Origin of the sequence: Brasilonema octagenarum UFV-OR1, assembly GCF_963888615.1 — a bacterium.
Lineage (GTDB): Bacteria > Cyanobacteriota > Cyanobacteriia > Cyanobacteriales > Nostocaceae > Brasilonema > Brasilonema sennae.
This window is the reverse complement of the sequence record NZ_CAWPKW010000221.1, coordinates 1-26717: the sequence shown is the minus strand read 5'-3', so window position 1 is coordinate 26717 and position 26717 is coordinate 1. Positions and strand designations below refer to the sequence as shown.

Annotated in this window: 25 protein-coding genes; 16 read left to right on the top strand and 9 right to left on the bottom strand. The window is 42.4% G+C overall.

Annotated elements, in window-relative coordinates; all coding sequences use genetic code 11:
* Window position 1: 1 nt before the first annotated feature.
* Both AC5590_RS17245 and AC5590_RS17240 read left to right on the top strand, forming a co-directional pair.
* Window positions 2-1078 carry a serine hydrolase domain-containing protein gene (locus AC5590_RS17245; protein WP_211178407.1) on the top strand — a complete coding sequence of 359 codons (1077 nt, stop codon included), beginning with the start codon at window positions 2-4 and terminating at the stop codon, window positions 1076-1078.
* Between the two features lie 4 nt (window positions 1079-1082).
* On the top strand, window positions 1083-1454 hold the full coding sequence (locus tag AC5590_RS17240) for a DUF3471 domain-containing protein (RefSeq protein ID WP_211178406.1): 372 nt from the start codon (window positions 1083-1085) through the stop codon (window positions 1452-1454).
* Window positions 1455-1704: 250 nt separating this feature from the next.
* Here AC5590_RS17240 and AC5590_RS17235 read toward each other — a convergent pair whose 3' ends face one another.
* Together AC5590_RS17235 and AC5590_RS17230 are read right to left on the bottom strand one after the other, a co-directional pair.
* The gene (locus AC5590_RS17235; protein ID WP_169264761.1) at window positions 1705-2607 is read right to left on the bottom strand and encodes a S1 RNA-binding domain-containing protein; all 903 of its coding nucleotides are present in this window, start codon (window positions 2605-2607) and stop codon (window positions 1705-1707) included.
* A gap of 171 nt (window positions 2608-2778) precedes the next feature.
* On the bottom strand, window positions 2779-3516 hold the full coding sequence (locus AC5590_RS17230) for a dienelactone hydrolase family protein (protein WP_169264760.1): 738 nt from the start codon (window positions 3514-3516) through the stop codon (window positions 2779-2781).
* Between the two features lie 550 nt (window positions 3517-4066).
* Here AC5590_RS17230 and AC5590_RS17225 point away from each other — a divergent pair.
* The gene (locus AC5590_RS17225) at window positions 4067-5053 is read left to right on the top strand and encodes a GntR family transcriptional regulator (RefSeq protein ID WP_169264759.1); all 987 of its coding nucleotides are present in this window, start codon (window positions 4067-4069) and stop codon (window positions 5051-5053) included.
* 28 nt (window positions 5054-5081) lie between these two features.
* Here the strand turns inward: AC5590_RS17225 and AC5590_RS17220 are convergent, their stop codons facing one another.
* The 4 genes from AC5590_RS17220 to tig form a co-directional block, all read right to left on the bottom strand.
* Window positions 5082-5984, bottom strand: a complete 903-nt coding sequence (locus AC5590_RS17220) for an alpha/beta fold hydrolase (protein WP_169264758.1) — start codon at window positions 5982-5984, stop codon at window positions 5082-5084.
* Between the two features lie 62 nt (window positions 5985-6046).
* Window positions 6047-7387, bottom strand: a complete 1341-nt coding sequence (gene clpX, locus AC5590_RS17215) for an ATP-dependent protease ATP-binding subunit ClpX (RefSeq protein ID WP_169264757.1) — start codon at window positions 7385-7387, stop codon at window positions 6047-6049.
* Window positions 7388-7396: 9 nt separating this feature from the next.
* On the bottom strand, window positions 7397-8092 hold the full coding sequence (gene clpP / locus AC5590_RS17210; protein WP_169264756.1) for an ATP-dependent Clp endopeptidase proteolytic subunit ClpP: 696 nt from the start codon (window positions 8090-8092) through the stop codon (window positions 7397-7399).
* 270 nt (window positions 8093-8362) lie between these two features.
* Complete coding sequence (gene tig / locus AC5590_RS17205) at window positions 8363-9823, bottom strand: trigger factor (RefSeq protein ID WP_169264755.1); 1461 nt, start codon at window positions 9821-9823, stop codon at window positions 8363-8365.
* A 722-nt stretch (window positions 9824-10545) separates the two neighbouring features.
* Between tig and AC5590_RS17200 the strand changes: the two genes are divergently transcribed.
* The 4 genes from AC5590_RS17200 to AC5590_RS17185 all read left to right on the top strand — a co-directional run bounded on the left by AC5590_RS17200 (window position 10546) and on the right by AC5590_RS17185 (window position 15108).
* A complete protein-coding gene (locus tag AC5590_RS17200; protein WP_169264754.1) occupies window positions 10546-11586 on the top strand; it encodes an aspartate-semialdehyde dehydrogenase in 1041 nt (346 codons plus the stop codon).
* Window positions 11587-11836: 250 nt separating this feature from the next.
* A complete protein-coding gene (gene dapA, locus AC5590_RS17195; protein ID WP_169264753.1) occupies window positions 11837-12721 on the top strand; it encodes a 4-hydroxy-tetrahydrodipicolinate synthase in 885 nt (294 codons plus the stop codon).
* 294 nt (window positions 12722-13015) lie between these two features.
* Window positions 13016-14788 (top strand): ribonuclease J, encoded by a 1773-nt coding sequence (locus AC5590_RS17190; protein WP_169264752.1) that lies wholly within the window; start codon window positions 13016-13018, stop codon window positions 14786-14788.
* A 95-nt stretch (window positions 14789-14883) separates the two neighbouring features.
* Entirely contained in the window at window positions 14884-15108 is a 225-nt protein-coding gene (locus AC5590_RS17185) for a hypothetical protein (RefSeq protein WP_169264751.1), read from the top strand.
* 28 nt (window positions 15109-15136) lie between these two features.
* On the opposite strand, the gene AC5590_RS17180 is transcribed toward AC5590_RS17185, so the two are convergent.
* On the bottom strand, window positions 15137-16333 hold the full coding sequence (locus AC5590_RS17180) for an anion transporter (protein ID WP_169264782.1): 1197 nt from the start codon (window positions 16331-16333) through the stop codon (window positions 15137-15139).
* Window positions 16334-16846: 513 nt separating this feature from the next.
* Between AC5590_RS17180 and AC5590_RS17175 the strand changes: the two genes are divergently transcribed.
* Window positions 16847-16981 carry a hypothetical protein gene (locus AC5590_RS17175; RefSeq protein ID WP_256379305.1) on the top strand — a complete coding sequence of 45 codons (135 nt, stop codon included), beginning with the start codon at window positions 16847-16849 and terminating at the stop codon, window positions 16979-16981.
* An 11-nt stretch (window positions 16982-16992) separates the two neighbouring features.
* Window positions 16993-17367, top strand: coding sequence for a Mo-dependent nitrogenase C-terminal domain-containing protein (locus AC5590_RS17170; protein WP_169264750.1), 375 nt, complete (start codon window positions 16993-16995; stop codon window positions 17365-17367).
* A 95-nt stretch (window positions 17368-17462) separates the two neighbouring features.
* On the opposite strand, the gene AC5590_RS17165 is transcribed toward AC5590_RS17170, so the two are convergent.
* The gene (locus AC5590_RS17165) at window positions 17463-19199 is read right to left on the bottom strand and encodes a caspase family protein (RefSeq protein WP_169264749.1); all 1737 of its coding nucleotides are present in this window, start codon (window positions 19197-19199) and stop codon (window positions 17463-17465) included.
* 302 nt (window positions 19200-19501) lie between these two features.
* Between AC5590_RS17165 and rpmF the strand changes: the two genes are divergently transcribed.
* From rpmF to AC5590_RS17130, 7 genes are all read left to right on the top strand, one after another.
* Window positions 19502-19678 carry a 50S ribosomal protein L32 gene (gene rpmF, locus AC5590_RS17160; RefSeq protein ID WP_169264748.1) on the top strand — a complete coding sequence of 59 codons (177 nt, stop codon included), beginning with the start codon at window positions 19502-19504 and terminating at the stop codon, window positions 19676-19678.
* Between the two features lie 162 nt (window positions 19679-19840).
* Window positions 19841-20434: a sulfite oxidase-like oxidoreductase gene (locus AC5590_RS17155; protein WP_169264747.1), complete on the top strand. Its 594-nt coding sequence runs from the start codon at window positions 19841-19843 to the stop codon at window positions 20432-20434.
* 162 nt (window positions 20435-20596) lie between these two features.
* Complete coding sequence (locus AC5590_RS17150; RefSeq protein ID WP_169264746.1) at window positions 20597-21718, top strand: T3SS effector HopA1 family protein; 1122 nt, start codon at window positions 20597-20599, stop codon at window positions 21716-21718.
* Between the two features lie 84 nt (window positions 21719-21802).
* Complete coding sequence (locus AC5590_RS17145; RefSeq protein WP_172195124.1) at window positions 21803-22018, top strand: hypothetical protein; 216 nt, start codon at window positions 21803-21805, stop codon at window positions 22016-22018.
* Between the two features lie 122 nt (window positions 22019-22140).
* Entirely contained in the window at window positions 22141-23286 is a 1146-nt protein-coding gene (locus AC5590_RS17140) for a phosphotransferase family protein (protein WP_169264745.1), read from the top strand.
* Window positions 23287-23600: 314 nt separating this feature from the next.
* Window positions 23601-24695: a T3SS effector HopA1 family protein gene (locus tag AC5590_RS17135; protein WP_169264744.1), complete on the top strand. Its 1095-nt coding sequence runs from the start codon at window positions 23601-23603 to the stop codon at window positions 24693-24695.
* 303 nt (window positions 24696-24998) lie between these two features.
* Complete coding sequence (locus AC5590_RS17130) at window positions 24999-25220, top strand: hypothetical protein (protein ID WP_248277209.1); 222 nt, start codon at window positions 24999-25001, stop codon at window positions 25218-25220.
* Between the two features lie 222 nt (window positions 25221-25442).
* Here the strand turns inward: AC5590_RS17130 and AC5590_RS17125 are convergent.
* Window positions 25443-26717 (bottom strand): ABC transporter substrate-binding protein (locus tag AC5590_RS17125; RefSeq protein ID WP_169264743.1); only part of this gene is annotated, 1275 nt, incomplete at its 5' end.

Below are 26717 nucleotides of genomic sequence, written 5' to 3'. Positions count from 1 at the left end.
CATGCAAGGTCTGAGTGAATTTATCAACAAGACGATGCAAGAGTGGAAAGTACCTGGGCTGGCTATCGCCATCGTTAAAGATAGCCAAATCATTTTTTCTGAAGGCTTTGGAAAACGAGACGTAGAACAAAATTTAATTGTTACACCACAAACTCTCTTCGCAATTGGTTCTTGTACAAAACCCTTTACCACAATGGCGATGAGTATCTTGGTAGAAAGAGGTCTCTTAGATTGGGATAAACCTGTCAGAAATTATCTGCCCACTTTTAAACTTTATGACTCTTATGCAACTGAACATATCACACCACGTGACCTCGTGACTCACCGGTCTGGCTTACCCCGTCATGATGCTATGTGGTCTCAAAGTCCCTTCACGCGTCAAGAAATAATCGAGCGCTTACAATATCTCGAACCTACTCACGAATTGCGTACTGTTTTTCAGTATCAAAATTTGATGTACATGAGTGCTGGCTACTTGGTTGGTGAAATTGCAGGGAGTAGCTGGGAAGAATTTGTGCAACAGGAAATTTTTAATCCTTTGGAAATGAGAGACAGTAATTTCTCTGTAGAAAAATCCCAAAAAGCTGCTGATTTTGCACTTCCTTATGCAGAAAAAGACGACAAAGTTGAGAAAATCCCCTTTTGTAATGTTGATGTTATTAGTCCAGCAGGTTCGATAAATTCCAATGTTGTTGATATGGCTAAGTGGCTTTTACTCCATCTTAATCAGGGTAAGTATGGCGAGAAAGAAATTATCTCACAAAGTCATCTGCAACAGATGCACTCTCCACAAATCGTGATCACTCAAACGCTGGAATATAATGAACTTTTTTATTATTTTTATGGTTTGGGATGGGCGATTACCTCTTACAGAGGTCATAATTTAATTCAGCATAGCGGTAATATTGATGGATTTTCTGCGCGGACAACTTTGCTGCCTCAAGACAATATTGGTATAGTGGTTCTGACTAATATGGATGACAATCCAGTCATACATACTGTGACTTATTATGTATGTGTTCGCGTAGCGGCGGCTTCCGCATCGCTTGCTCGGTCTAGACGAAGCTCCTTGGAATGAACGAATGAAGGAAAAATATGCTCAAGCCAAAGAAGCTACTGCAAAAGCTAGGGAGCAAATCGCTTCAGATCGTAAAACTCCAACCCAGCCTTCTCATCCTCTAGAAGATTACACAGGTAATTTTGAGCATCCAGCATACGGAATCTTATCAGTTAAAATTAATGATAATCGTTTAATAGCAACTCATAATTCAAATATTTATAAATTAGAACACTATCACTATGACATTTTTGTTGAATATGAGTTGTTTGATGAACCAAAACTAATGTCTTTCTTAACTGATACCAAAGGCAATATTAGTAGCCTGACGGTTCCCCTAGAACCGACTGTGAAAGAGATTTTATTTACCCGCATACCTGAAAGCAGCTCTGTTTAATCCAGGTAGCAGCGTAGAGGCACACCCCGATACGTCGTCACCAAGGCAACTATCTGTTAGCTACTATGAAAGACTACATGCTGAGTTCCCAATCTAGGAGCTATCTGTCCGTATACGCCCAGCCAATCGGAGATTGGCTCCCTGAACGGAGTTCAGGGGAGGCACTTCGTGCCTCGGACGTAGAACCGGCGAAGCCATCGCCCCAAAGAGCGAATCGCACCGCCTTAAATCTTCAAAGACTAACAAATACCTATTCTGAAACCTTGTTCCTTGCTCGTTCTGCACGCGCCTGGGCTGATGCCATCACCTCGTCCATATTTTCTAGCATCTCACCAGGGAAATTTTCCAGAACTCTAGTGGAAAGAGCAACCCGACCTTTGCCTTGATCTAAATCTATAATGACAGCTTTTATTGGTTGACTGAGCTGAAACACTTTTTCCAAATTGTCAATAAATTTCTGGCTCACCTGCTTAATATGCAGCAAAGCGCTTGTGCCATCTAAATCTACAAACACGCCAAAGGGTTTGATACCAGTTACTTTTCCGGACACTAGCTGACCAATTTCTAACATACTGAAGCTAGCAGATTGGGTTGCGATGCGCTGGGAAAGAATAAGCTTGTTGTTAGTACGGTTAACTTCTAAAAAGCCAGTAGTGAGAGATTGACCTTTGAGTGCTTCTAAATTATCTCGCTCAACCAAGTGCGATCGCGGAATAAATCCTCGTAAACCCTGCACATCAACAGTCACTCCACCCTTATTTAAATTTATTACCCGCACTTGTATCGTTTGGGAATTCTCTTGCATTTGCGCCAGTCGTTCCCAAATCTGCTTGATTTCTAATTGCCGTCGCGAAAGGGTGACTTGACCTTCTGCATCCTGATCTCTGATGATTAAGAATTCTAAACTCTCATTTAGTGGCAGCACCTCCGATAAATTGGTTACTGCTCTCAAAGAAGCCTCATCGCGGGGAATAAACGCTGACGATTTGCCACCAATATCGACATATGCCCCATCTGAATCAAGTTGGAATACTCTGCCATGCACCACTTGTCCCTTTTGAAACTGATAATCGTGTGTTTCGAGTGCTTTGGCAAAGTCGTCCATTGTAAATGACGAATCGGCTTTTTGAGAAAACTTGGCTTCGGAATCCATGACTCTTAAAGATAAATTGCTATTCTAGCTAACGCCACTGAAGTTTGATTCAACACCAAACAACACTATTCGAGTGACTATGATTGCTTATAAAAACTGTCCTTAGTCATTGGTTATGACTCATGACTAGGGACTAGCTTAAAGCAAAGCGGACGTAAATCAATTGAATAGTTATAGTTGTTTAAACAGTTGTTTTACCTGCTCCCAAGCATCGGCTGCGGCTATAGAATTATAACTGGGACGTTGGTCGCAGAAAAATCCGTGGTCAGCTCCATCGTAGCGAAAGAGACGATGAGGAATGTTGTATTTTTCTAACTCTGCCTCAATTTGGTCTACCTGTTCCTGTGGGATACTAGCATCTTCTATGCCAAAAAAGGTGTAAAGCGTGCCTTTAACATCTGGGGTAAGCGTGATAGTGGGATTCCCACCTCCTGGTGTGCGAGTCGTGATACCAGCACCGTAGAAGGAAGCGGTGGCTTTGATTTCTGGTAAAGTAGAAGCAAGATAAGCAACATGACCACCAAAACAAAAGCCGATGCAACCAAAGCCGTTTTGCTTTACATTCGGTAAAGTTTTCAGATAGTCAATGGCTTTTTGAATGTCGCTTAATAGTTCTGAAGCTTTTGTGTGCTGTGCGTATTGTCTACCCACTTCTATATCTTCTGCAGTGTAGCCAGTTTCAAATCCAGGGGCAACTCTTTGGAAAAGTGCGGGTGCAATTGCCAGATAACCTTCTTTGGCGATACGTTCTGTTACATCGCGAATGTGGGAGTTGACTCCAAAAATCTCTTGTAAAACTACAACTCCTGCGTAAGAACCTTCTTCAGAAGGCTGTGCCAGATATGCCTGTATTTGCAAATGATCTTGCGAAAGATTAACTGTTGTGGTATGTATTGCTAGCTCTGCCATAATAGTTTTTACCAGTTCTCTGTGACTATATAGATATGTTGATCGCTCAAGCTAATGTCCAATCAAATTATCAACTACAAGTAACAATCGCACCAGAATTTTTCAATAGAGAAATTCAATATATGAGTAAAATATTTGACGGAAGAAAGAACTCAGAACTCAGAACTCAGTAGTCAGAATAGGAATAAGGAATCATGTTGCTAGCACCATTATTCATTTATTGAAAAAAGAAAAAGAATTGTTTTAAGGCACGTCGTTCGTTCGCCTTTGGCGTGCCTGCAGGGCTTAAAAACAAAGCGTCCTTATTTAAATCCCAGAACGCCACACAAGGCTTACGCGGCGCAGCGCGATTTATTTATGGGGAGGCAACGCGGACGCCACATGCCTACGGAGGGAAACCCTCCTGCAGCAGTGGCTCGTCTTGGAGGTTTCCTCCTTAGAGCGCTTGCCGTGATGTATTCTGAGTTCTGCGTTCTGACAACTGAGTTCTTTTTAAGCTTAGCAGTCACAGCTGGTCAATAAGAGCCATTATCACGCAGGAGATTCGGTAATGATTCAGTTTCGTATTCAGCCAGACAGTGAAATCCCCGCATCAACCCAGCTGTTTAATCAAATCCAATTTGCGATCGCCTCTGGACAGTATCCTCCGGCTTACAAACTGCCCAGTACGCGGGCATTGGCAATGCAGACTGGGTTGCACCGCAATACTATCAGCAAGGTTTATCGTCAATTAGAGGAGGAAGGATTTGTAGAAAGTCTTGCTGGCTCAGGAATCTACGTTCGCGCTCAAGGTCATGAGGGTGGTGGTAAGCTACAATCGCCAATTCTCAAACAATATCCTCAAGCATACAAAGTTGTCCAGCAAGCAGTTGACGAACTGCTCTCCCAAGGCTGCTCGCTTAATCAATCGCGTGAGATATTCTTAGCTGAAATTGATTGGCGTTTGCGTTGTAGCGCGAGGGTGCTGGTAACAGCTCCGACTCAAGACATCGGTGCTGGAGAATTGATGGTGCATGAATTGGAAGAATCCCTCAAAATACCAGTACAGTTGGTAGCTATGGAAGAATTAGCTGCTGTGCTAAATCAAACTTCCTCAGCTACAGTAGTCACACATCGGTATTTTATTGGGGAAGTGGAAGCGATCGCAGCGCCGAAAGCTGTGCGCGTCATTCCCCTTGACATACAAGACTATGCCAAAGAGTACAACCAATTTAAAAATCTACCAAAAGACAGCTGTCTTGCGATCGTCAGCCTCAGTCCTGGCTGGCTTCGAGCTGCAGAAGTTATCATCCACGGTTTACGAGGTGATGAAATACTCGTGATGACTTCGCAACCAAAAGATGCCTACAAACTTCAGGCGATGGTGAAGCGGGCACAGGTGATTTTTTGCACCGATAAACCCAGTTTTGCTGCGGTGCAAGCAGCTATACAAGTCGTTCATCAAGACATTAATCGTCCACCCAAGCTGATGTGTGGTGACAATTTTATCGGTAGTAACTCGATTAACTTGCTCAAACGGGAATTAGGGTTGGGGTAATAAATAATAGTCAACAGTTAACTGTTGACTATTGCAAAAACTCTTGCACCCGTTTGAGGTAAGTAGGTGCATCTTCCAACATTGGGAAATGAGCCGTATTTGGAATCATGACAAACTCAACTTTATCGTTAAGTGCAGCTGCCTGACGACCCATCTGGGCTGGAATAATTTTGTCATACTCACCCGCCACCAGTAGCGTAGACACGCTCAGTTGAGCAAACTCCTGTGGCATCAATTCAGCTGCGGCTTTACTCACAGATGTAAAAATTGTGCCTAAAGCAGCATCATAGTCTGCTTTGAGAAAATCTTGTAAGAAAGCCCGACGTTCTGCCGCTGGTATGGAACGATGCAGAAATCGTGCCATAAACATCCGGTCAACAAACGGTATTTTATCCAGCCACTTTGGACGAAATTTGACCACGTAGCCACCGAACTTATGAAAAGTTGTAAATGCTTTTTCGTCGTACTCAAAAATACCACTACAGGTCAAAATCGCTTTTTTCACTCGTTGTGGGTAACGGTTAAGAAACAAAGTAGCAATGGATGCGCCCATCGAATGAGCAGCAATATATACGCGTTGAATGTGCAACTTATCTAGCAAAGCTGCTAAGTCGTCTGTGTATTCCTCTAACTCATAAGTTAACTTTTGAATTGCTACAGATTCTGCCTGCGGTGACTCCAACTCAATAGACTCAACGACAGATTCACTCGCTTTGGCTACGCTTGGTTGCCCATAGGAACGCCCAAATCCCCGCAAATCATAAAGTAAGCAATCAAATTGTTCTGATAAAGCATGAGCAGTACCCTGCCAATACCCACAAGAGCCAGCCCAGCCGTGGATAAAAACCATCACAGGTTTGTCCTCACTATCTGATGGCTTCTTTATCCACTCGTAGTAATGCTCAGTACCACGAACATTTGTGTAGGACATTTTTCAAAAGTCAAAAGTCAAGAGTTAACAGTATTTTACTCATGACTGATGACTAATAACAATTAAGCTGATTCTGGCTTAGGTAGTGTGGAAGGGTGCATCAGTAGTTCGGCAGTAGAACGCTTCTCTACCATTTCCCGCGTGACTGTGCAACGAGTGAGATCTTTACGCGAAGGCAACTCGTACATCACATCCAGCATCAATTCTTCCACAATGCCCCGCAGCGCTCTCGCGCCGGTTTTGCGGCGGTATGCTTCTTGAGCAATAGCTCGCAGAGCCTCTGGTTTAAACTCTAACTGGACGTTATCCATCTTCAGGAGCTTTTGGTACTGCTTGACCAAGGCACTACGCGGTTGGGTCAAAATTGCCATCAGCGCCTCTTCATCCAGCGGTTCTACCACCGCTACCATTGGCACCCGTCCAATAAATTCCGGAATCATCCCAAACTTCACGAGGTCATCCGGTTCTAAATAGCGCAGAGTGTCAGCTGTACGCTTGTCCTTGGACTGACCTTCTCCTGGTTGTACAAAGCCTATCGACTTTTTGCCAGTTCTCTGCTCTACAACTTTTTCTAAGCCAACGAAAGCACCGCCGCAGACAAACAAGATATTACTCGTATCAATTTGTATGCAGTCTTGATAGGGGTGCTTGCGTCCTCCTTGGGGTGGTACATTGGCAACTGTCCCCTCTAACATTTTCAGTAAAGCTTGCTGTACGCCTTCACCAGAGACATCTCGGGTAATTGAGGGGTTCTCACTCTTGCGAGCAATCTTATCTATTTCGTCGATGTAGATAATTCCGCGCTGCGCTTCTTCGACATCCAAGTCTGCAACTTGCAACAATCGCAGCAAGATATTTTCTACATCTTCTCCCACGTAGCCTGCCTCTGTTAGAGTTGTGGCATCAGCAACAGCAAAAGGCACATCAAGAATTTTTGCCAGAGTTTGCGCTAGTAAGGTTTTACCACAGCCTGTGGGACCAATAAGCAGAATATTAGATTTTTGCAGTTCTACCGCATCATCTAAACCTTTGCCACTGCCTTTAGACTGAACCAGTGACAGCCGCTTGTAATGGTTGTAAACTGCGACGGAAAGTACTTTTTTCGCTTCGTCTTGACCGATGACATGTTCATCTAGGTACTTTTTAATCTCTCGTGGCTTAGGTATTTGATTCAATGAGAGATTAGAGGAGCGGGCACGGCGTTTTGGTGGTGGTTCTGACTTGGGTGCTGGCTGCGATGATGCAGCCGCATTTGTGTCGAGTAACTCCTCATCCAGAATTTCATTACACAAGTCAACGCATTCATCGCAGATGTAGACTCCCGGTCCGGCGATTAATTTACGTACCTGCTCCTGAGACTTTCCGCAAAACGAACATTTTAAATGGGAGTCGTACTTAGACATACCAGCCTCTTATTTCAGAATGGTGACGTTTTCCCCTGGTGAGGGAAGATTTTGCCTGGAGATGACTTGATCAATCAACCCGTAGTTTTTTGCCTCTTGGGCCGACATAAAGAAATCGCGCTCAGTATCGGCTTCAACTCTTTCTAACGGTTGACCAGTGTGCTGAGCGAGTAACTGGTTCAACTTAGACTTATGATAAAGAATTTCTCTGGCTTGTATCTCGATGTCAACGGCTTGCCCTTGTGCACCGCCTAGTGGTTGGTGAATCATAATCCGGGAATCAGGAAGAGACATCCGTTTACCAGCGGTTCCTGCGGCTAACAAGAATGCCCCCATGCTTGCGGCTAATCCAAAACATATGGTGACCACATCAGGACGAATCTGCTGAATGGTATCGTAGATTGCCATACCTGCCGTCACGGAGCCACCAGGAGAATTAATGTACAGTTGAATGTCCTTTTCTGAATCTTCAGCGTCTAGAAACAACAACTGGGCAATAATTGAGTTGGCAACATTATCGTCTATTGGCGTTCCTAAGAAGATAATCCGTTCCCGTAGCAAGCGAGAGTAGATGTCAAAGGCACGTTCTCCCACACCCGATTGTTCTACCACCATCGGGACGATGTTGCTAGGACTGTTTAGGGAGTAGAGTTTAAAGTCACTCAAACTGTGAGGTTGGTAGTTTCCCGACTGTGATACAAGCATAAAAGAACGTTTTACACTAAGTGTAACAATAATTTTGACAGCAAGTGCTGCCTTTTTTATGAGCCTGATTTTTGATGTGGCTATGTGTTAACCATTATGCCTTATATAAATTCCTATCGTGTAAAACAGTATCAAACCAAGACGGTGATGTGTACTGGTACTCAAATAAAGTTTCTTAAACTTCTACCTTCGGACAGGCAGATGGGGGAGAATCAGGGAGTGAGGGAGGGAAACTTCTCACTCTGTTTATCCTTATCCCCTTATCATCTATTATCCCTGTGTTGACTCTGTGTCAACAGACGCAGTTTCAGTAGTAGCCAGAAGAGGTTGTTCTACAGTTTCAGTTGCTGCAACTGGTTCATCTACCGTGATTTCTTCAGTCTCAGTTTCTACTGTACTCAAAGAACCTTCAGGTACCAACTCAATTGTTGAGCGTTCTAGAAGCCAATCGATGATTTTTTCGGTCAACAATTCGTTTTCTACAACCTCAAACATTCTTTTCTCATCAACATCTTTTTCAGAGTACTGCTCCATCAATTCTTTGACTCTGGCTTCGATTTGATCTGCGCTCACTTCGATGGACTCGCGTTTAGCAACTTCCATAAGCGCTAGAGAACGTTTAATGCGCTCAACCGCTTCACCGCGAGAACGCTCCCGCAACTGAGGAATCACATCTTGAGTAAATAACTTTTTGACATCAAGCCCTTGCTGAGAAAGCCGCATAGCTGTTTGCGTCAGCATCTCATTGACTTCTTGTTGAATCATCGTTTCAGGCAAGTCAACTTCCACATGCTTGAGCAGTTCAGCTAACAAGGCTTCTTGCTGATGCGATTTTGTTTTCTGTTGGGCTTCTTTTTGAAAGCGCTCTTCCAAAGAATTGCGCAATTCGTCCAAAGTATCATAATCGCCGACTTCTTGGGCAAAGTCATCATTCAATTCAGGCAGTTCTTTTTCCTTGAGTTCTTTAAGGGTGACAGTGAAAACTGCGGGTTTTCCTGCTAGATCTTCGTTAACATAAGGATCTGGAAACTGAGCAGAGATTTCTCTGGTTTCTCCAGGATTCATCCCCACTATCCCTGTGACAAAGCCGGGAATGAATTTGTCTTCTTGCATCTCCAATTGGAAATCAGTTGCTTCTCCCCCCGGTATTGGCTGGGGTTCAGCAGTTTCGTCTTCACCAACAGAAGCAGCAATAACTCCTTTGAAATCTACCACAGCCACATCATTTATTTGCGCTGATCGCCCTTCCACAGGAATTAATGTTCCCATTTGTTGGCGTTCGTCTTCTAAGGCTTTGTCTACCTGCTGTGGATCGTACTTCACTTCCTCAGCTTTGAATTGCAAGCCCGTATATTCACCCAAATTTGGTTCTGGTTCCACATCTACAAATGCAGAAATTATCAGCGCTTTTCCTGGTTCATAATTACTAATCAATTCCTCAAAAGAAGAGCGTAGCTGTGGTTGACCGAGCACCTGGATTTTTTCTTGTGAGAGTGCTTGCTCAATGCCATATTGAATGACTTCTTCTAGCGCAGCTGCCTTGATTCTAGTTGTGCCAAGGCGCTGCAGAAGTATCTGCCGAGGTACCTTGCCTTTGCGAAACCCAGGAATATTTGCAGTACTTGCTAAGTTCTTAACAACTTTTTCGTAAGTTTCCTTGGTCTTTTCTGGCGTAATCTCTATTTCCAGACCAATTTGACTGGCGGGAAGTTTTTCCTGGGTGACTTTCATGCTTCGTCTCTATTATTTGTATTTCTTTTTACTTGTTGTCTACTGACGCCAAAATTTGCGTCTTTAAGTTAAAGTTTCTTGACTTGGATTCAAGGTGGCTACATGGCTTGATTATATCCAAGTGCACCAGGGTCTGCTTATAACACTTATTTAGTTTACTTTTGTTGTCAAAAAACTAGACATTTGAGCGCAAACTAGTTTCCTGTTCTCAACTCCAAATTGTTTTTTCCCAAAGGGCTAACACCGTGATATCCTGGTTCTCAACTAGCACTGTTGCACGCTAAGGTTGTCGCATTGGGGCTGGCTGCTATGTCGAACTGAGCGCTGATGATTGCCTAGCTCCTGTGTTGTGAGAATAGGTTATTATCGCAATGCTCTTCTTAGTCCATTGAATCATAGTACACCAATCATCTTGACAACGCATCTATTGAAGGATAAAACCAGTTTTGAGTTATGCAAAAGTTTAGCTCATCCAGATGTTGAAAGATGATCTACTCTATAATAGAAGTCTTAATTTTCAAAAAAAAGTTTCGTCATCAAGTATTGTAAATTGCCATACGAATCAGCATGAGTAACAAAAGAAATGTATTAGATTAAGAATTACAACCATTTTTTCAATAAAGAAAACTATTAAAAAGTTTATTTAATGTCTGCTATTGCCATTTAAGCTTTGAATTTCTAGAAGAAATTGCACAGAACATCTCGTAAAGGAGGAAGTCAATTTGTCTAAATCCTACAGGGTAGCTATTTTGGGAGCAACTGGTGCGGTTGGTCAAGAGTTGCTGGAATTATTGGAGAACCGTAATTTCCCTGTTTCTGATTTAAGGTTATTGGCATCAGAACGCAGTGCAGGGCGAACACTGCCTTTTCAAGGGGAAAATTTGCCAGTAGAAGCAGTGAGTGAAAAAGCCTTTGAGAATGCGGATCTGGTGCTTGCGAGTGCAGGTGGTTCCATCTCAAAAACTTGGGCACCAAAAGCGGTCGCGGCGGGTGCTGTGGTGATTGATAACTCCAGTGCGTTTCGCATGAATCCGGAAGTTCCTTTGGTGGTTCCAGAAGTCAATCCAGAAGCAGCAGCGAACCACAAAGGTATCATTGCTAATCCCAACTGTACAACGATTTTGATGACTGTGGCAGTGTGGCCCCTACATAAAGTATCACCAGTACAGCGCCTTGTGGCTGCAACTTACCAATCAGCCAGTGGTGCTGGTGCTAAGGCAATGGAAGAAGTGAAAATTCAAGCAAGTGCTATTTTAGAAGGTAAGCAACCTGTAGCTGAAGTATTTCCCTATCCATTAGCATTTAATGTCTTCCCGCACAACACCCCTTTGAACGAGTTTGGGTATTGTGAGGAAGAAATGAAAATGGTTAACGAGACTCGCAAAATCTTTGGGAGTCAGGATATCAGAATCACTGCAACTTGTGTACGGGTTCCCGTACTACGTAGCCATTCGGAAGCGATTAACCTAGAATTTGAGGTACCATTTAGCCCAGAGAAAGCGAGAGAAGTTCTCAGTCAGGCACCGGGTGTGAAATTGGTAGAAGATTGGAAGGCAAACCATTTCCCAATGCCGATTGAAGCCACAGGTCGAGATGAAGTTTTGGTAGGGAGAATTCGTCAGGATATTTCTAACTCGTGTGGCTTGGAACTGTGGCTGTGCGGGGATCAAGTCCGCAAAGGCGCAGCCTTGAATGCAATACAAATTGCTGAGTTATTAGTAGCAAAAAATCTACTCAAAGGGGCGGTAGCGGTTAGTCATTAAGTGAGACAATCTGCTACTTTGAGGGTATCGAGCTGGGTATGGCTCTGCTGTTGGGTCTTAGTCATAACTGATTTGGTTATGAATGCCAAAAAAAGGACAAAGACAAACGAGAGAATGTGTAAATTACGCTTGAAAGTCAGAGTCAAATAGGTTATCACAATATAACACCACCAAGATCCACAAAAAGCGAAGAACAAACAACAACAAAGAAGAAACAAAGAAAAGAAGAATATTTAGGAGTGAAAAGAGGGTGGTAGATTTTGGCAGAGTTCTAACCGCTATGATTACGCCGTTTAAGGAAGACGGCAGTGTGAATTATGATGTAGCTGCAGCACTAGCAGCACATCTAGCGGACAATGGTACAGATACAATGGTGGTATGTGGAACTACGGGAGAATCTCCTACCCTGAGTTGGGAGGAAGAATACCAGTTGTTTTCTGTGGTATTGCAGGCCGTGGCGGGAAAAGCTTTTGTGATCGCAGGGTGTGGCTCTAATTCAACAAAAGAAGCAATTGCCGCTACCCAAAAGGCAGTTAAAATAGGAGTACATGGCGTACTACAGGTTGTTCCTTACTACAACAAACCCCCCCAAGCAGGGCTTTATCAGCACTTTGCTGCGATCGCTCAGGCGACGCCTGACTTACCGTTGCTGTTGTACAATGTCCCTGGTCGTACAGGTCAAAATCTCCAACCGGAAACTGTTGCTCGGTTAGCTGAAATTGACAATATTATTGGAATTAAGGAATCGACAGGCAATATAGATCAAGCAAGTGAAATTCGTCGCTTGACGCCAAAAGAATTCCAGATTTATTCTGGTGATGATTACATGACTTTGTCTCTGTTGGCAATAGGGGCAAAAGGTGTCGTCAGTGTGGCTTCTCATCTGGTAGGAAACGAACTACAAAAGATGATTCAAGCCTTTGATTCAGGTAAAATTCAAGTAGCTAGGGAAATACATCTCCAACTCTTTCCTCTGTTTAAAGCTTTATTTGCAACGACAAGCCCCATCCCAGTCAAGAAAGCATTAAATCTTTTAGGTTGGGAGGTTGGTTCAACTCGTCTCCCATTGTGCGAACCTGACTCAGAAATCAGTCAAAAGTTAAAACTCGTTCTCAAAGAACTTGATTTAATTTAATAGGAATATAATGAAGGCAGACGGGCTAATTTGCGAAAGATTTTTATAATAAAAGTGCTTTATTTTACCAAGAGATGGGTAAAACTCCTGTGCTAAGACTGGATAAATATATTATGAATTTTGAGCTTTTAAAGCCGAATTAATTAAGCAACAATTGAACATCTGATAAAGAATCAGCTGTTTTCAGACTGATTTCATAGCCTATTTGTCTTGTCAGTTTTACAACAATTGATTGACAAAGAACAATCTTTAAATTTCACATTTTTATCAACAAAGAACACGAGTAAGGAGAATATGGCTAAAAACGAAACTTTAGCCGCCCTAAAAATCATTCCGTTGGGCGGTTTGCATGAAATTGGTAAAAATACCTGTGTTTTTGAGTATGACGATGAAATTATCCTGCTAGATGCAGGATTGGCTTTTCCCACAGACGGGATGCATGGAGTCAATATAGTACTCCCAGACATGACTTATATACGGGAAAATCGCCACAAAATTAAAGGTATGATTGTTACCCACGGTCATGAAGACCATATCGGTGGGATAGCCTTTCACCTAAAGCAATTTGAAATTCCTGCGATTTATGGTCCGAGACTAGCACTGGCAATGCTGGAGGGGAAATTGGAAGAAGCGGGAGTGCGCGATCGCACTGAGTTAAAAACTGTCCTCCCCCGCGATGTGGTGAGAATTGGCAAACATTTCTTTGTAGAATATATTCGCAATACACACTCCATCGCTGATAGCTTTACTGTAGCGATTCATACACCAGTTGGAATACTTATCCATACAGGGGATTTTAAAATTGACCATACGCCCGTAGATGGTGAGCATTTTGACTTGCAAAGACTAGCCGAACACGGGGAGAAAGGCGTACTGTGCTTGATGAGTGATTCAACAAACTCAGAAGTACCGGGATTTACGCCTTCAGAACGTTCTGTGTATCCAAATCTGGACAGAGTCTTCAGTCAAGCCACTGGGCGATTATTTGTGACAACCTTTGCCTCCAGCGTGCATCGGATTAACATGGTTTTGCAACTGGCGCAAAAGTATAAGCGTGTCGTGGGCGTGGTAGGTCGTTCCATGCTGAATTTGATTGCCCATGCCCGTAATCTAGGATACATCAAGTGTGATGAGAATCTCCTTCAGCCGTTGCAAGCAGTCCGTAATATACCTGAGGAAAAGGTCTTAATTTTGACGACTGGTTCTCAAGGTGAACCGATGTCAGCAATGACTCGGATTGCCAATCAAGAACATCCCCATATTAGAATTCGCCAAGGAGATACGGTCGTCTTCTCAGCCAACCCCATTCCTGGAAATACAATTGCTGTAGTCACCGTCATCGATAAATTGATGATGCAGGGAGCAAATGTCATCTATGGTCGGGATAAAGGAATTCACGTCTCTGGTCATGGATGTCAGGAAGACCAAAAGCTGATGATTGCTCTGACTAAACCCAAGTTCTTCCTACCAGTTCACGGAGAACATCGGATGCTCGTCAAGCATTCCCAAACAGCTCAGAGTATGGGCATTCCTGCTGAAAACATGGTGATTATTCAGAATGGAAATATCGTCGAACTCACAGAGGAATCAATGCGTGTTGCTGGTAAAGTAGCATCTGGTCTGGAACTGGTAGATACTTCCGGTAGTGGCATGGTTAGTGCCAAAGTGCTCCAAGAACGGCAACGTATGGCAGAAGAAGGTATTGTCACAATTGCGATGGCGCTAGATTGGAATGGCAAGTTGATGGCAAAGCCAGAAATTCACCTACGAGGTGTTGTCACCAGCATCGAGCGCCCCTTGCTGCAAAAGTGGGTACAACAGCGGATTGAAGAAATCCTCAGCGTTCGCTGGTCAGAATTTGCCCCCTCTTTTGATGGTGAAAATCAACAGGTGGATTGGGGTGGATTGCAAGGGCTTTTGGAGAGGGAACTCGCGCGATCGCTGCGCAAGGAACTACATTGTCAACCGTCCGTAACTTTATTGATGCAAATTCCTGACGAACCACCAGTAAAAGTTTCTGATGGAAGAAGACGTCGTACTCGTACTGCAGCTCAGGTAGCATCGTAGTAAAGTTATAGAGTGTAGAGTTTTAAGTTTGTTGGTTAACTAACCAAAAATGAAACTGCACAAGGGTGGAATAGCGTTGCTATCCACCCTAATTTATGATCAAACTGCACCAGTTTTCATTGTATGGTGTATTCCTATTGGTTGAAATTCAAGCATTCTTTCTGGATAGCGGACATCTTTTGGATGGGATATTCCAAAATGCTCAAGTTGAAATTGATGCCAAATCAGATGTTCAGATAGCCTTGCCTAAAACTACTCAATTTGAACAAGCTGATTTAGGCGATGGTAAAGCTGCTGAAATCAATAAAATTGAGCGGTAAATTTCAGTGGAAGCGTCATCAAAGATATTCAATGAATCAACACATACACTAGAAGTAAAGTTAACACTGTCAGCGGTACCCCAAAGCGCAGATGTTCCCAAAAAGTTAACTTGTACCCCAACTCACCAGCTGCTTCTGCGAGGATTAAGTTAGCGACTGAACCAAACAAAGTTAAATTTCCAGCTAGGGTTGAACTAGCTGCAAGTAATAGCCAAGACTGGGTATTATCTTTAGGAATTAAGGGTTGCAGCAGGAGTACAGCAGGAACGTTAGAAATTAGATTAGATAAAACAGCTGTTACGCTTAAAAGACCAACACCAGAGTTAACTACATAAGTAAATGGCTGCAACAAGTTCAACTTTTGTGTCACTTTTGTTAGGATGAACAGTCCAGAAAACATCATTAGCAAATTCCAGTCCACCTCTTTGAGAATTCGCTGTGGTTTAATCCTTCGAGTGATGAGCAAAAGGCTAGCAGCTACCAAAGCAGATACTGCTAAAGGTAAACCCACAGCAAAGGCGATAAGCAACCCAGTGGTGATGATAATGGTTTTTTGATAAAGAGGTTTGAAAATGCGTCCCTTCTTAAGGAGTAATTGCTCGCTGGGTTGAGTTGAGCGCACCTCAGGGTAAAGTAGCCACAATAATCCTATCTCAATTACCAACCCTATCAAAGCGACGGGAGCTAATGCCCGCAGAAAATCTATGTAGTGAATACCAGAGAAAGAGCCAATAAGAATGTTTTGGGGATTACCGCTCAAAGTGGCTACTGAACCAATGTTAGTTGCTCCTGCGAGTGCAAGTAGATAGGGAATTGGATTCAAGTTCAGCGCTTGTGTCAGACTCAAAGTCAATGGTGTCAAAATCAGTGCCAAGGTGTCATTGAGAAAAAAGGCGGAGAGGACACCACTCACACAAGTTAAGGCGATTAACAAACCAAAAGGACTGCGGGTGAAACTCAACAGCACTGCTAGTGCCCGCTGAAAAAAACCAGCAAAGGATAGATTAGCATTGACAACCATCATGCTTAACAAAAACACGATGGTAGTGGCATCAATGGCATCCCATGCTTCTTGCAAATTGAGAGCACCCAAACCAATGAGAAATGCAGAACCTACCAGAGCAATTGTCGCACGGTTCATCCGTAGACCTGGAAGATAGCCCAGTGCTAATCCCAGGTAAGTTAGCCCTAATACGCCATAGATTGCAAGTTGTCGAAGGAGAATCACAAATTTATGATGCTGTTATCAGCAGCTCTATAGCTATCAGCAAAATTACTCATATTCCAATGTCATATTACCACTTTCCAACTGAGGGTGAAAATGTGGGTAAAATCGCGGAAAAATGGGTTTTAAAAAATCGAAATTCTTGATTTTTAATTAATTTTCTTCCTTGTATTCTTTTTCTCTCCTACTTAGCCTCTCTTATCTATAAGTATTTTTTTGGGGAAGGTTGTAATATTTAAAAGTCACTACCAGCGTCGAATTTACACAGTTTTGCTTTTAGCTAATGACTACCTGAATGCAAAATTGTAGTATTTCTACTTACGCAATCAACAGTGACGTCAAATGTATTTTATTTTGTGAGAAAGTTTTAGTAAACGTTACACCTTTATCTACCCAAAGGTAGATTTCTTTACTAAAAATTTAATTACGTCAAGTGAAAAAGAAGATATCTCTATTGCACCTGTGATCAAAAGGAAATTGCGCTTAACTTGACGTAATATAGAACAGGCTCTGATGCCAGTAGCTACTCAATCATCAGATCAGACAAATCATCAGATTGTATCTCAGTCAGGACAAGGTTCTTCCGGAACAAGTCGTGGCAAAGTTGTAAATGTTCATCGGGTAGTTCAAGAGCCTCAGTCGAAATAGAGGAGTGAACCATGAAGGTATATCATAATACCACAAAAAAAATCTTTTTGGCAAGCTGGGTGCCGCTAAATCAAGCACAACAAGACGCCCCAGCAGCCGAGATGCATCGTCCTTCGCCTAAGCCTGAATTTGGTATTCTCCAATCCATACGGCGATGGTTAGACAATGTTCCAGTTCGCGATCGCCAACTAGCTCATCGCTTGTGCAAGTTCATTCCTTCCCAATGTCCTTTTGAGCGCGATGTGAAATTATTTGGGAAAACCCTGTTTCATATTCCGCCAATGTGCAAGCTTAACCCTGTCTATGAAGAGTTGGTTGGCTTACGTTTTCGAGCGCTATGCTATCTAGCTGATGAATGCGGCGAAGATGTCACACAGTACTGCTAATAAATCAGTACCGTTTAGTTAAGGATTGTTTTCCGAGATTTCACACGTGTAGAGACGTTGCACGCAACGTCTCTATCATGACCAAAAACTAGTAACTATTGACTGTTTTTTTGCCATTGTGCAATTGCATTCTGCGCTTGTTTGTATGCAGCTGTTTCCTCTGGAACTAAAGTAGCGGTTTCAATCGCAGCTTTGAATTCTTTTCGGTTTGCTCGTTGTTTGGCAAGACGCAAAATATTTTCACTCCATGAGTTGATAGATTTTTGAGCAACATCAAAACCTGGTTCATCTCGTGGAACTTTTTTAGCAACTTCTATAGCGCGATTGTAGGTAGAAGCCTGTCCATCGCGAATTAAGCCAACAGCAGCATCAACAAGGGTTGTATTAGTCACATACTGCTTTGCTTGTAATCGCCACTGCTTAATAGACGTTTGTGCTTTTGAGTATACAGCTTGGTCTTTGGGAACTAACTGTGCAGCGGAAATAGCATTTGCATACTGTTTTTGCTTAACACGAGTTTGTGCTAAATCTAAAATCATGCGGCTCCAAATCTTGATGTTTTCCTGAGCTTTTTCATACTTAGGATCATCAGGCGGAATTTTACCAGCCGTATCAATTGCTTGTCTCAAATCACTCGCTTGAGTTTGACTCAGGGACATTTTCTGTAATTCCAACAGTGCTTGGTTGGATTGTTTCGATTCGTCAGGAGTTGGAGTGACTTGTGGACTAGAAGTGACTTGGGGGATTAATTGGGTTTCTGGTTGGGTGAGTATGGTTGGTGATGGTGAGGTTTCGGGTTGTGGTGGATCAACAATCTTTCTGGTATTAGTCGCACTTTTGAAAGATGGTGGTACTATTTGCCCTAACTTGACTCCTACGCGATCGCGCAACAAAAAAACCGCAATTAAGCATAGAACAAGCATTGTAGCTATGCTCCACAGTAGAACCAGCGGCAAAAAATGGTTGTTTGACGACTTTTTTTGAGGATGAGGAGATGACACAGATGAGGGAGATGAGGAAGATGAGGGAGTATTTTTTCCTGCAACTTCTGCGACTTCCTTTGCGACTTCCTTAACTTTCGCTTCACGTTTATCCTCCAATGGTGGAGAAATAACTTGCGCCTGTCGCTTCGGTACTAAAATAATGACAGGATTTTGTGTGGGACGCCAGTAATGTTGACACAGTTCCGGTGTGCGAACACTCAAGTATTTTTCTAAATGCGTCAAATGATTGCCATTACCGTAACGTAAAGCTTCTAACAGGGCGGCTGTAAAGAATCCATGCCCTAGTTCGCGACTTTCGTGAGAAAATTGCTCTGGTTGACAAGAAAGAATAGTGGAAATTTGTAGTTCTTTAGCTAGTTCTATTGTTTCTTTTCCAACGTAAGCATCTGTGTAAGTTCCGAAAGCACGGTTGATATCAAGCAATAACAATACATCGAGATTCGCTACTTGCAGACTCTGCATGAGCGATCGCACTTCTATACCCGTCTGTTCAACGCGATTGGGATCGCCGAACACGGGCATTAAATAATCTTGTCCTTTATAATTGACGCCATAACCACTGAAGAAAAACCATAATCGGTCTTGGGGCTGCCAGGAAGTAGCAGCAAAATCTTCAAGCAGTAGTAAAATATTTTCTTTAGTGGGATAGGTTGATCTATCTTCAAACGGTGGCGAAGTCTCTGTTATTACCAGACACTGTTGCGGTAAAAAACCACCATTCGTCACCAAAAAATCTTTGACTGCTTCAGCATCAGCTTGAGCGCAGTCTAAAGGCTGAAAGAACTGATATTGATTGATACCAATTGCGATTGCCCAGTTATTTGCCATCGCGATTTTTCTTACTCGTTGTTTAATTGCTTAGGAAAGTGATTGACTTTGTAAGGAACAAGGCTAACCTATGTCTACTAACCTTGTCTAATAGTCTACGTGATTCTGATTCGAGCGTTATAGGATCTGCCGTCTCCTCAAAATCTAAGACAAGAGTGAAAGTTCAGGAGTTGCAGTATTAGGTTGCTTCAAACAGAAAAACCGACGCAAATCACAAGATAGCGATTTCTAGTCAACACTCACTACATTTGTTTGTATGCCTTAGAATAAAAAGGTTGTCTACATTTAGAGTACCCGTTACTATGGCAGTTCCTAAGAAGAAAACATCGAAGTCCAAACGAGACAAACGTCGAGCTACATGGAGGCACAAAGCCGTAGTTGAAGCTCAAAAAGCTCTTTCTCTGGGCAAGTCTATTTTGACTGGACGTTCTACTTTTGTGTATCCAAATGCTGAAGAAGAGGAAGAAGAGGAATCATAAGAGGACTATTCGGTAATTGGTAACTGGTTACTTGTCGGATGTTAGTTGTTAGTTATTATCTCACTAACCACTAACCGCCTACCATTACCCATTACCTATGACTGATTCTTAATTTTCATATAAAAATTAAAGTATTTTCAGAAAAGTTATTTTTCTGCAACTATGGTGGGAAAGTTTTTTCGGAAGCCTACAGAACAAGATGGAGAACGGGTTCCTCCCGGTCAGCACTTGACCAAGGGATTTCCTGTATTAACCTACGGTGCGACTCCTCAAGTTAGCACAGACGAATGGGAGTTTCGGGTATGGGGTTTGGCAAAACCTGTAACCTTTACCTGGTCAGATTTTCTGGCGCTTCCACAGCATGAATTTACAGCGGATTTCCATTGTGTGACGCGCTGGTCAAAACTTGATGTCAAGTGGACTGGTATCAAGGTTACAGATTTTATGAAACTCATTGAGGTAGACGCCAAAGCAGATTATGTTATGGAACACTGCTACGGTGGCTACACAACTAATATCTCAATGAAAGACTTTGTGCTGGAAGAAAACTTCTTTGCCTTTCAAGTCTTTGGAGAACCCTTACCAGCAGAACATGGGGGTCCATTAAGACTCGTTGTTCCTCACCTCTACGCTTGGAAAAGTGCCAAGTGGATTAATGGTTTAGAGTTCTTGGAACGCGAAGAGTTGGGTTTTTGGGAACGCAATGGCTATCACCGACGTGGTGAACCTTGGGCTGAAGAACGCTACAGCAATTAAAAGGTTAGTAGGGGCTACCGTGTACACATCGGATCGCTCAAAACCTGACCCTTGCTTTTTGCTATGCAAAACTCTTTCCCTCTCCTTAGCAAGGAGAGGGATGTCCGTGAGGACAGGGTGAGGTTTTCTGAAAAGATTGATGTTTAATCGCGACGAAACTATATGCAACTAGAAAATTCTTCTCAAACTCAACAGCCAGATTCTGCTTCACAACACCTGCTCGATACTTTGCAAGATATCGTCAGCAATGTGCAAATCCACTCCAACTTCTCTATTAGCCATCCAAATTACAAACCTTTGGAATTACCAGATGAGGTAGTCGCCCGCTTCCAGCGAATGCCTGCGGATATTCAGAAGAAGTATTTTAGCTTGCAACTGCGCTCGTTTCTCTACGGTATCTATTACAACGGTTCTATGCGAGCAACTCTGGCATCAGACGCCGATTCAGCGGGTTTGGCACTCCAGCAGGATTTAGAAAATAACACCCGGCTTGGAGTAGATATAGCATTTTACGAACGATTGCACTCGTCCAATCAAGGCAGCGGCTATTTTGACTCAGGTTGGTGTGTGGTGAGGCAAGAAAGTGATGGCACTTTTGCTGTAACCAAAAATGGTTTAACTTTACACGTTCAACCAGAGAAGCATCTGCAACTCGCCGAAAAATCTGCCGCTGTAGGTGAGTTGGTAGCTATCCGAATGCCGAAAAATTTTGTGCAAAACGGGTTCTACATGGCAGTGAGCAATGCAGGACCACGAAGTTATGGTCATTCAAACCGCGAGCCAGAAATCGTGCGAATTTACTTCAATTTCAGCCCAGAAGGTGCGGTGGCGGTTATGGGCAGTCTGACGCGCGAGTTGAACGATATTTTAATTTCCTTTACCTTTAAAGTGCTATACAACCCAGGTGAATACAAGCGCTATGACTCAGGAGTCCTGTATTTCGAGAAGAGTAACTATGAAGCCGTTCGGCAGGTGCTTGAGAGTGTCTACGCACAAACAAAAGCGCATTTTCACACAGATATCCCCCTCTTCACCAAGTTTCTGGCACCAGGGCTTGGTTTAGCAGAGGAACCAGACCGCAAATTTGCAGAACAAGAAAGCTTTGGGATGAACCGCTGCCAAATTATTGCCAATGGTTTGTTGGAAGCTTGGCATTCGCTCGATGACTCCCCAGAGGGGCGGATGACTTCTATCCTCAAGCAATTCTCACAAATGGGAATTGAATTGCTGCGTTCCTACCTGAATGCTAACTCTGTGGACATATATACACAGTTGAAAATGTGACGGAAGTTACCCCATATGGTAGAAATACTTTGTAGAAAGGATTTGATAATAGTAATTAAGAATACATTGAAAAACATTCAAATCATGAAAAACACAGATAAGAACATCACAAATAACATCAAAAATGATGTCCCAGTCGCCGGAACTGACTTTTTTGCCGATTCTGAAGACTTTTTGAATGAACTGACTGATAGTGAATTGGTTCAAGTAAGAGGAGGAAATAGCGGGCTGAGCGTAGTGACCTGTGATCGGAATGGGACTAATGGTCAGAGCGGTCTAAGCCTAGTGCTTTGTGACTAAAACTCTTTTGGTCTATTTTCATCATAGAGGAAGTTACAGCAAACTCTATGATGAAATTCAAAGTTTCAACTTAATTAAATATTTTTTACAGAAACTCAATTTTCAGCTAAAAAAGGTTGTTTGTGACAATTCATCTCAAATTTAAAAACTTATTTTCTTACTTGATAAGTGTTGGTATATGCAAAAAAGATGACTTAGACGATCTGAAAGTTGATGTTAATAGCAAGAGTTTTGATTGGGTAATCGATATCCCCCAAAATCAGGAGAAGCTATTTGTTAAGCAGACACCTGATTATAAAAGCCTCGATCACGATGTTAGGATTGAGAAAGAGTGGAAGCTTTATAATTTTTTGCAGTCTCACAAAAATTTAGATTATGCTTCCTCATTAACTCCAGAAGTCCTGCATTTTGATGAAAGCAATTCGATACTAATATACAAATGCCCAAATGATTCTATTACCTTACAAAGTTTTTATGAAAATCAAGAAGCTTTTCCAATTGCGCTTGCAGAATTGCTAGGAACAACTTTAGCAAAGCTACATTCACAGACGATGAGTTTTCAGGAGTGCCACACTTTTCTGACTGAACTGGAAGAATCCAAACTTAACTACCAACTTCCTTATCCTGATTCTCTTTCTGATTATCTTATCAGCCGGATTGAACCTGAGAGTTTAAAGAAGACTCAAGCTGTTTCCTGGAGATTTCTTGGTATTTTTCAACAATCTGACGCTGTGAGGGAAATTGTTACAGAACTGGTGTTGAATCATCGCCACTGCTGTTTAACACACAATAATATTCAATTTCATAAGATTTTCATACCTAGGCACTGGGAGAAGTTAGAATCGGAAATTCAGGATACTGATAAAAGCCTAATTAAGATTATTGATTGGGAAGCATGTAGTTGGGGCGATCCAGCTTGCGATTTAGGAAAAGCAATTCTTGGCTATTTCCTCTTCTGGCTCAACAGTATGATTGTGCATCCTGCGATTGATATCAAAAAATCTATACAGCTAGCTACAATCCCTCTAGAAGTTGTTCGTCCTTCAATTGTCGCCATCACAAAAGCTTATATTAATACTTACCCAAAGATTTTAGAAGATTATCCGGACTTTCTCAAGCGGGTTGTTCAGTTTGCTGGACTTGGTTTGATTTATCAACTCCTAGCAGAATTTCAACTTCAGCCGGAGATTGCTTTAAGTCACCAAGGGCTATATTTTTTCATTGCGACACAATTACTGTGCAAGCCAGAGAAGTTTTTGTCAATTTAACGGGAGCATCCCAAGTGTGTAAGTTATATCTTAGTTGTCATTGCTAACAGAATGACAAACATATTTTTGCAAAACTCAGATCTTGCACCATTCTCAAGTTCGCCCCACAGTCCGCCTTGAACTTAAGTTCAAGGCTCATAGCCCAAGTCCATTGAAATGGACTGAAATTCTTACTCAGTCTTCTTTAGAAGACTTTAGCTGTTAGCCTGGGGTTTAAACCCCAGGCGGGTAATGCGACTGGTGCAAGATCTGAGAAAATTGAAAAACTCCCTGATTCAATACCCTGTCAAGAAAAAAATGTAAGAGAATCTATTATGCAATTACCACCTACTTTAGAGGAGACTTTACACGATATTGCTAACAACATTCAAATAGAATTCTCCGAATTCCGTATCAGTCATTCTCACTATCCTCCTATAGAAACTCCTGCTGCTACTGTGGCACAACTGCAAAAAATGCCTCAGGAAATCCAATATAAATATTTCAATTCTCAGTTATTAAAATTTATATGTAGCATTTACTTTGAAGGTTCGCGTACAACAGAAGTCAGCCCAGGAGTTAAGACAAATGAACAAATTCTACAAGAAATAGATTCCCAAGGAATAGACTGGGAATTTTATGAACAACTGGACGAAAACAATTATGGAGGAGGTTTTTTTCATCCAGGATACCGCATCATTAGACAGGAAGCTGATGGTAGCCTAGCCGCAGAATTTGATACTTTGATTCAACACATCCAGCGAGAACGTCATCTTCCTTTAGCCTTGCAATCAGCTAGTGTAAATGATCCAGTAGCAGTATTGTTACCTTCTAGCTATATTCATGGAAATAGGTATAGAGCAAATGGCGATGGCATAGGTGGTTTACCGCCTATGAAATTTCACAGTGAGGGAATAAATGTTTACTTCAACTTCAGTCCGGAACCTGCTGTTTGGGCTATGAAATATTTAACGACAAAATTGAATGAAGTTAAAGTCCCTTTTGCCTTCGAGGTATTACACAACCCTTTGAACTACAGGTTGTATAACTCAGGATTTCTCAAGTTTCCTTATAACCCAGATGAGTCTTACCGATACAAAGAAATTCTTTTGCCAGTCTTACAGACGATTTATGCAGAAAATAAATCTCACTTTCGGGAGCAGGTTCCCATATTTACCAAGGTTCTCGCACCTGGTATTGGGTTAGCCGAACATCCTGCTTCTGAACTGAAGTTTGGACTTCAACAACAGTTTGGAGAAAACCGCTGCGAAATTGTTGCTAATGCAATGCTAGAAGCTCATCAAAACGGTGATGAATCAAAACAAGCTCGGATGAAATATATTAACCAACACTTTGAGCGGTTGGGGCTTGACATCGAGCGTCCTTATCTCAATCCTAACTCGGAAGATATTTACACACCATTGGAGTGAATTCCTCGGAACCCTCCGGGAACGCCCGTCGCCTGCGGAGGAGCCAGTACTTGATGAGGGTCTCCCTCCGTAGGATAAGAGCGTTGGAAACCCTCCCGCAGCGCTGGTCTCACCTCACCCTGCCCTATCGGGCATCCCTCTCCTTGCTAAGGAGAGGGAAAGATTTTAGCGCCGATTCAAGTGAGGGTGAGGTGAAAGCGATCCGGTGTGTAGACGGCGCGACGTGAAGTCTTAATTGCTCCTATCGTTCTGGAAGTAGCGCACATCACAGAAGCTACAGTAAATATTGAGTACCCAATTGAGGTGGATCAGTTTCTCAGAGAAGAGTTGGACTACTATATACAATCAAAACACAGTGTGCTGGTTGTGGAAGCAAAGCAGGCAGACTTAACACGGGGATTTACTCAATTAGCGGCTGAGTTAATTGCTCTTGATAGTTGGGTGGAGGCGGAAGATTTGATTCTTTATGGTGCTGTGACAACAGTATTTGGCAATTTGGGAGTTTTCATTGTTCTTCGCGGGTAGTGACTCAGCATTTGATGCTGTATCGAGTTCCTACAGATTTGGAAGTGTTGATGCAGATTTTAGTAGGGATTTTGATGGAGGGTTAGGGGGGCGATCTGCATTTCACTAAGAGGTGTAATTCTTATCCAATCTCGATAAATTTTCAATAAGTTTTTATCTCTACCAAGGTGAAAAGCAAAGTGCCTTTCTCTTTTCAATTTCAGAAGCTACTTGTCCTCTCCTTCAGTTTGATTGCAATATCTTGAATCGACCTCCTTCAACTTTAATAAGAACGGGTTCCATTTGTATCTCTCCTTGTGGCGTAAATTGGATTGTATTCCCCGACGTTTCTTGGGGTGAAAGATTAACCTGTTGCAATCTTTGTAAAACTGTTGCGCGAGAGGGGTTAGAGGATAAAGCTTGAATCAAAGCTTGAGTGGCGTCATAACTGGTAGCTGTGCGCCAGCTAATCTGTCCTCCCCATTGCTGTGCTGCTTTTTGAGCAAAGTTTTTTGATTGTGGTGCTTCCCGAAACCAAGGAATAGTTAAAACCAATCCTTCAATTGCATTTCCACCTTCTTTCAAGGTTGTGTGATCGTACAGAGTAGAACTACCTAATAACTTTAGAGATCGCACCCTTGGATTGTTGGATTCAGCCTTAGCTTTAGCAATTCCAAGTGCTGTACGAGTAAATTGCTGCTCTGGGAACAACAAAACTGCCTGTACTTGGTTTATAGATACACTCTCGTTTAATTTTCGGTCTGCATCCTGTTGTTTCATCCCTGCTAAATCAATTATCGAGGATTGACCGCCTAATTTTTCAAATTTTTTTGTAAATTCTTCTCTGAGATTGTCGCTATAGGCTTTGTCAAGATTATAGAAAATGACAACTTTTGTTAAGCCAAGTTGATTGCGAATATATTTAGCTAATTGTTCACCCTCTTTGATGTTAGAAGGGGTTGTCTTAAAGAAAGTCTCACCCTGTAATTGGCTACTGGAACTGGTGGGAGAGATAATTGCTAAGGGTTCAGCAGCCTTTTGATATTCGTATAGTGCTACTTTAGTAGCTTCACTAGAATAATGTCCAATGACTGCTAGTACAGATCTATCATCAAGAAGTTGCTGAGCGACTTGTTTGGCTTGTTGTGTGTCGTTACGATCATCGGCAATGGCAATTTCGAGTAATTGACCGTTAAATCCACCGTTATAATTAAATTGATTTTGGGCGATCGCCACACCACGCAACATTTCTTGAGCAATATCTTGTTTACTTCCCACAGGTACAACGACCGCTATTGTGAAGGGAGAATCTTTTTGGCGAGCTAGAGCATTGTTATAGTAAATCAAGACTTCTGGGTCATTGCGATCATATTGCACAGCTTGAGCAAAAAAATTCACAGCTTGCTGGTAATTCTTTTGTTGAAATGCTTTAATGCCTTGGTCACGATATGGGTTGCGAATTGTGGGAAAGAGAGTGCGATCGCCCTGACTAATATTATTCGTGATATTATTCTGTTG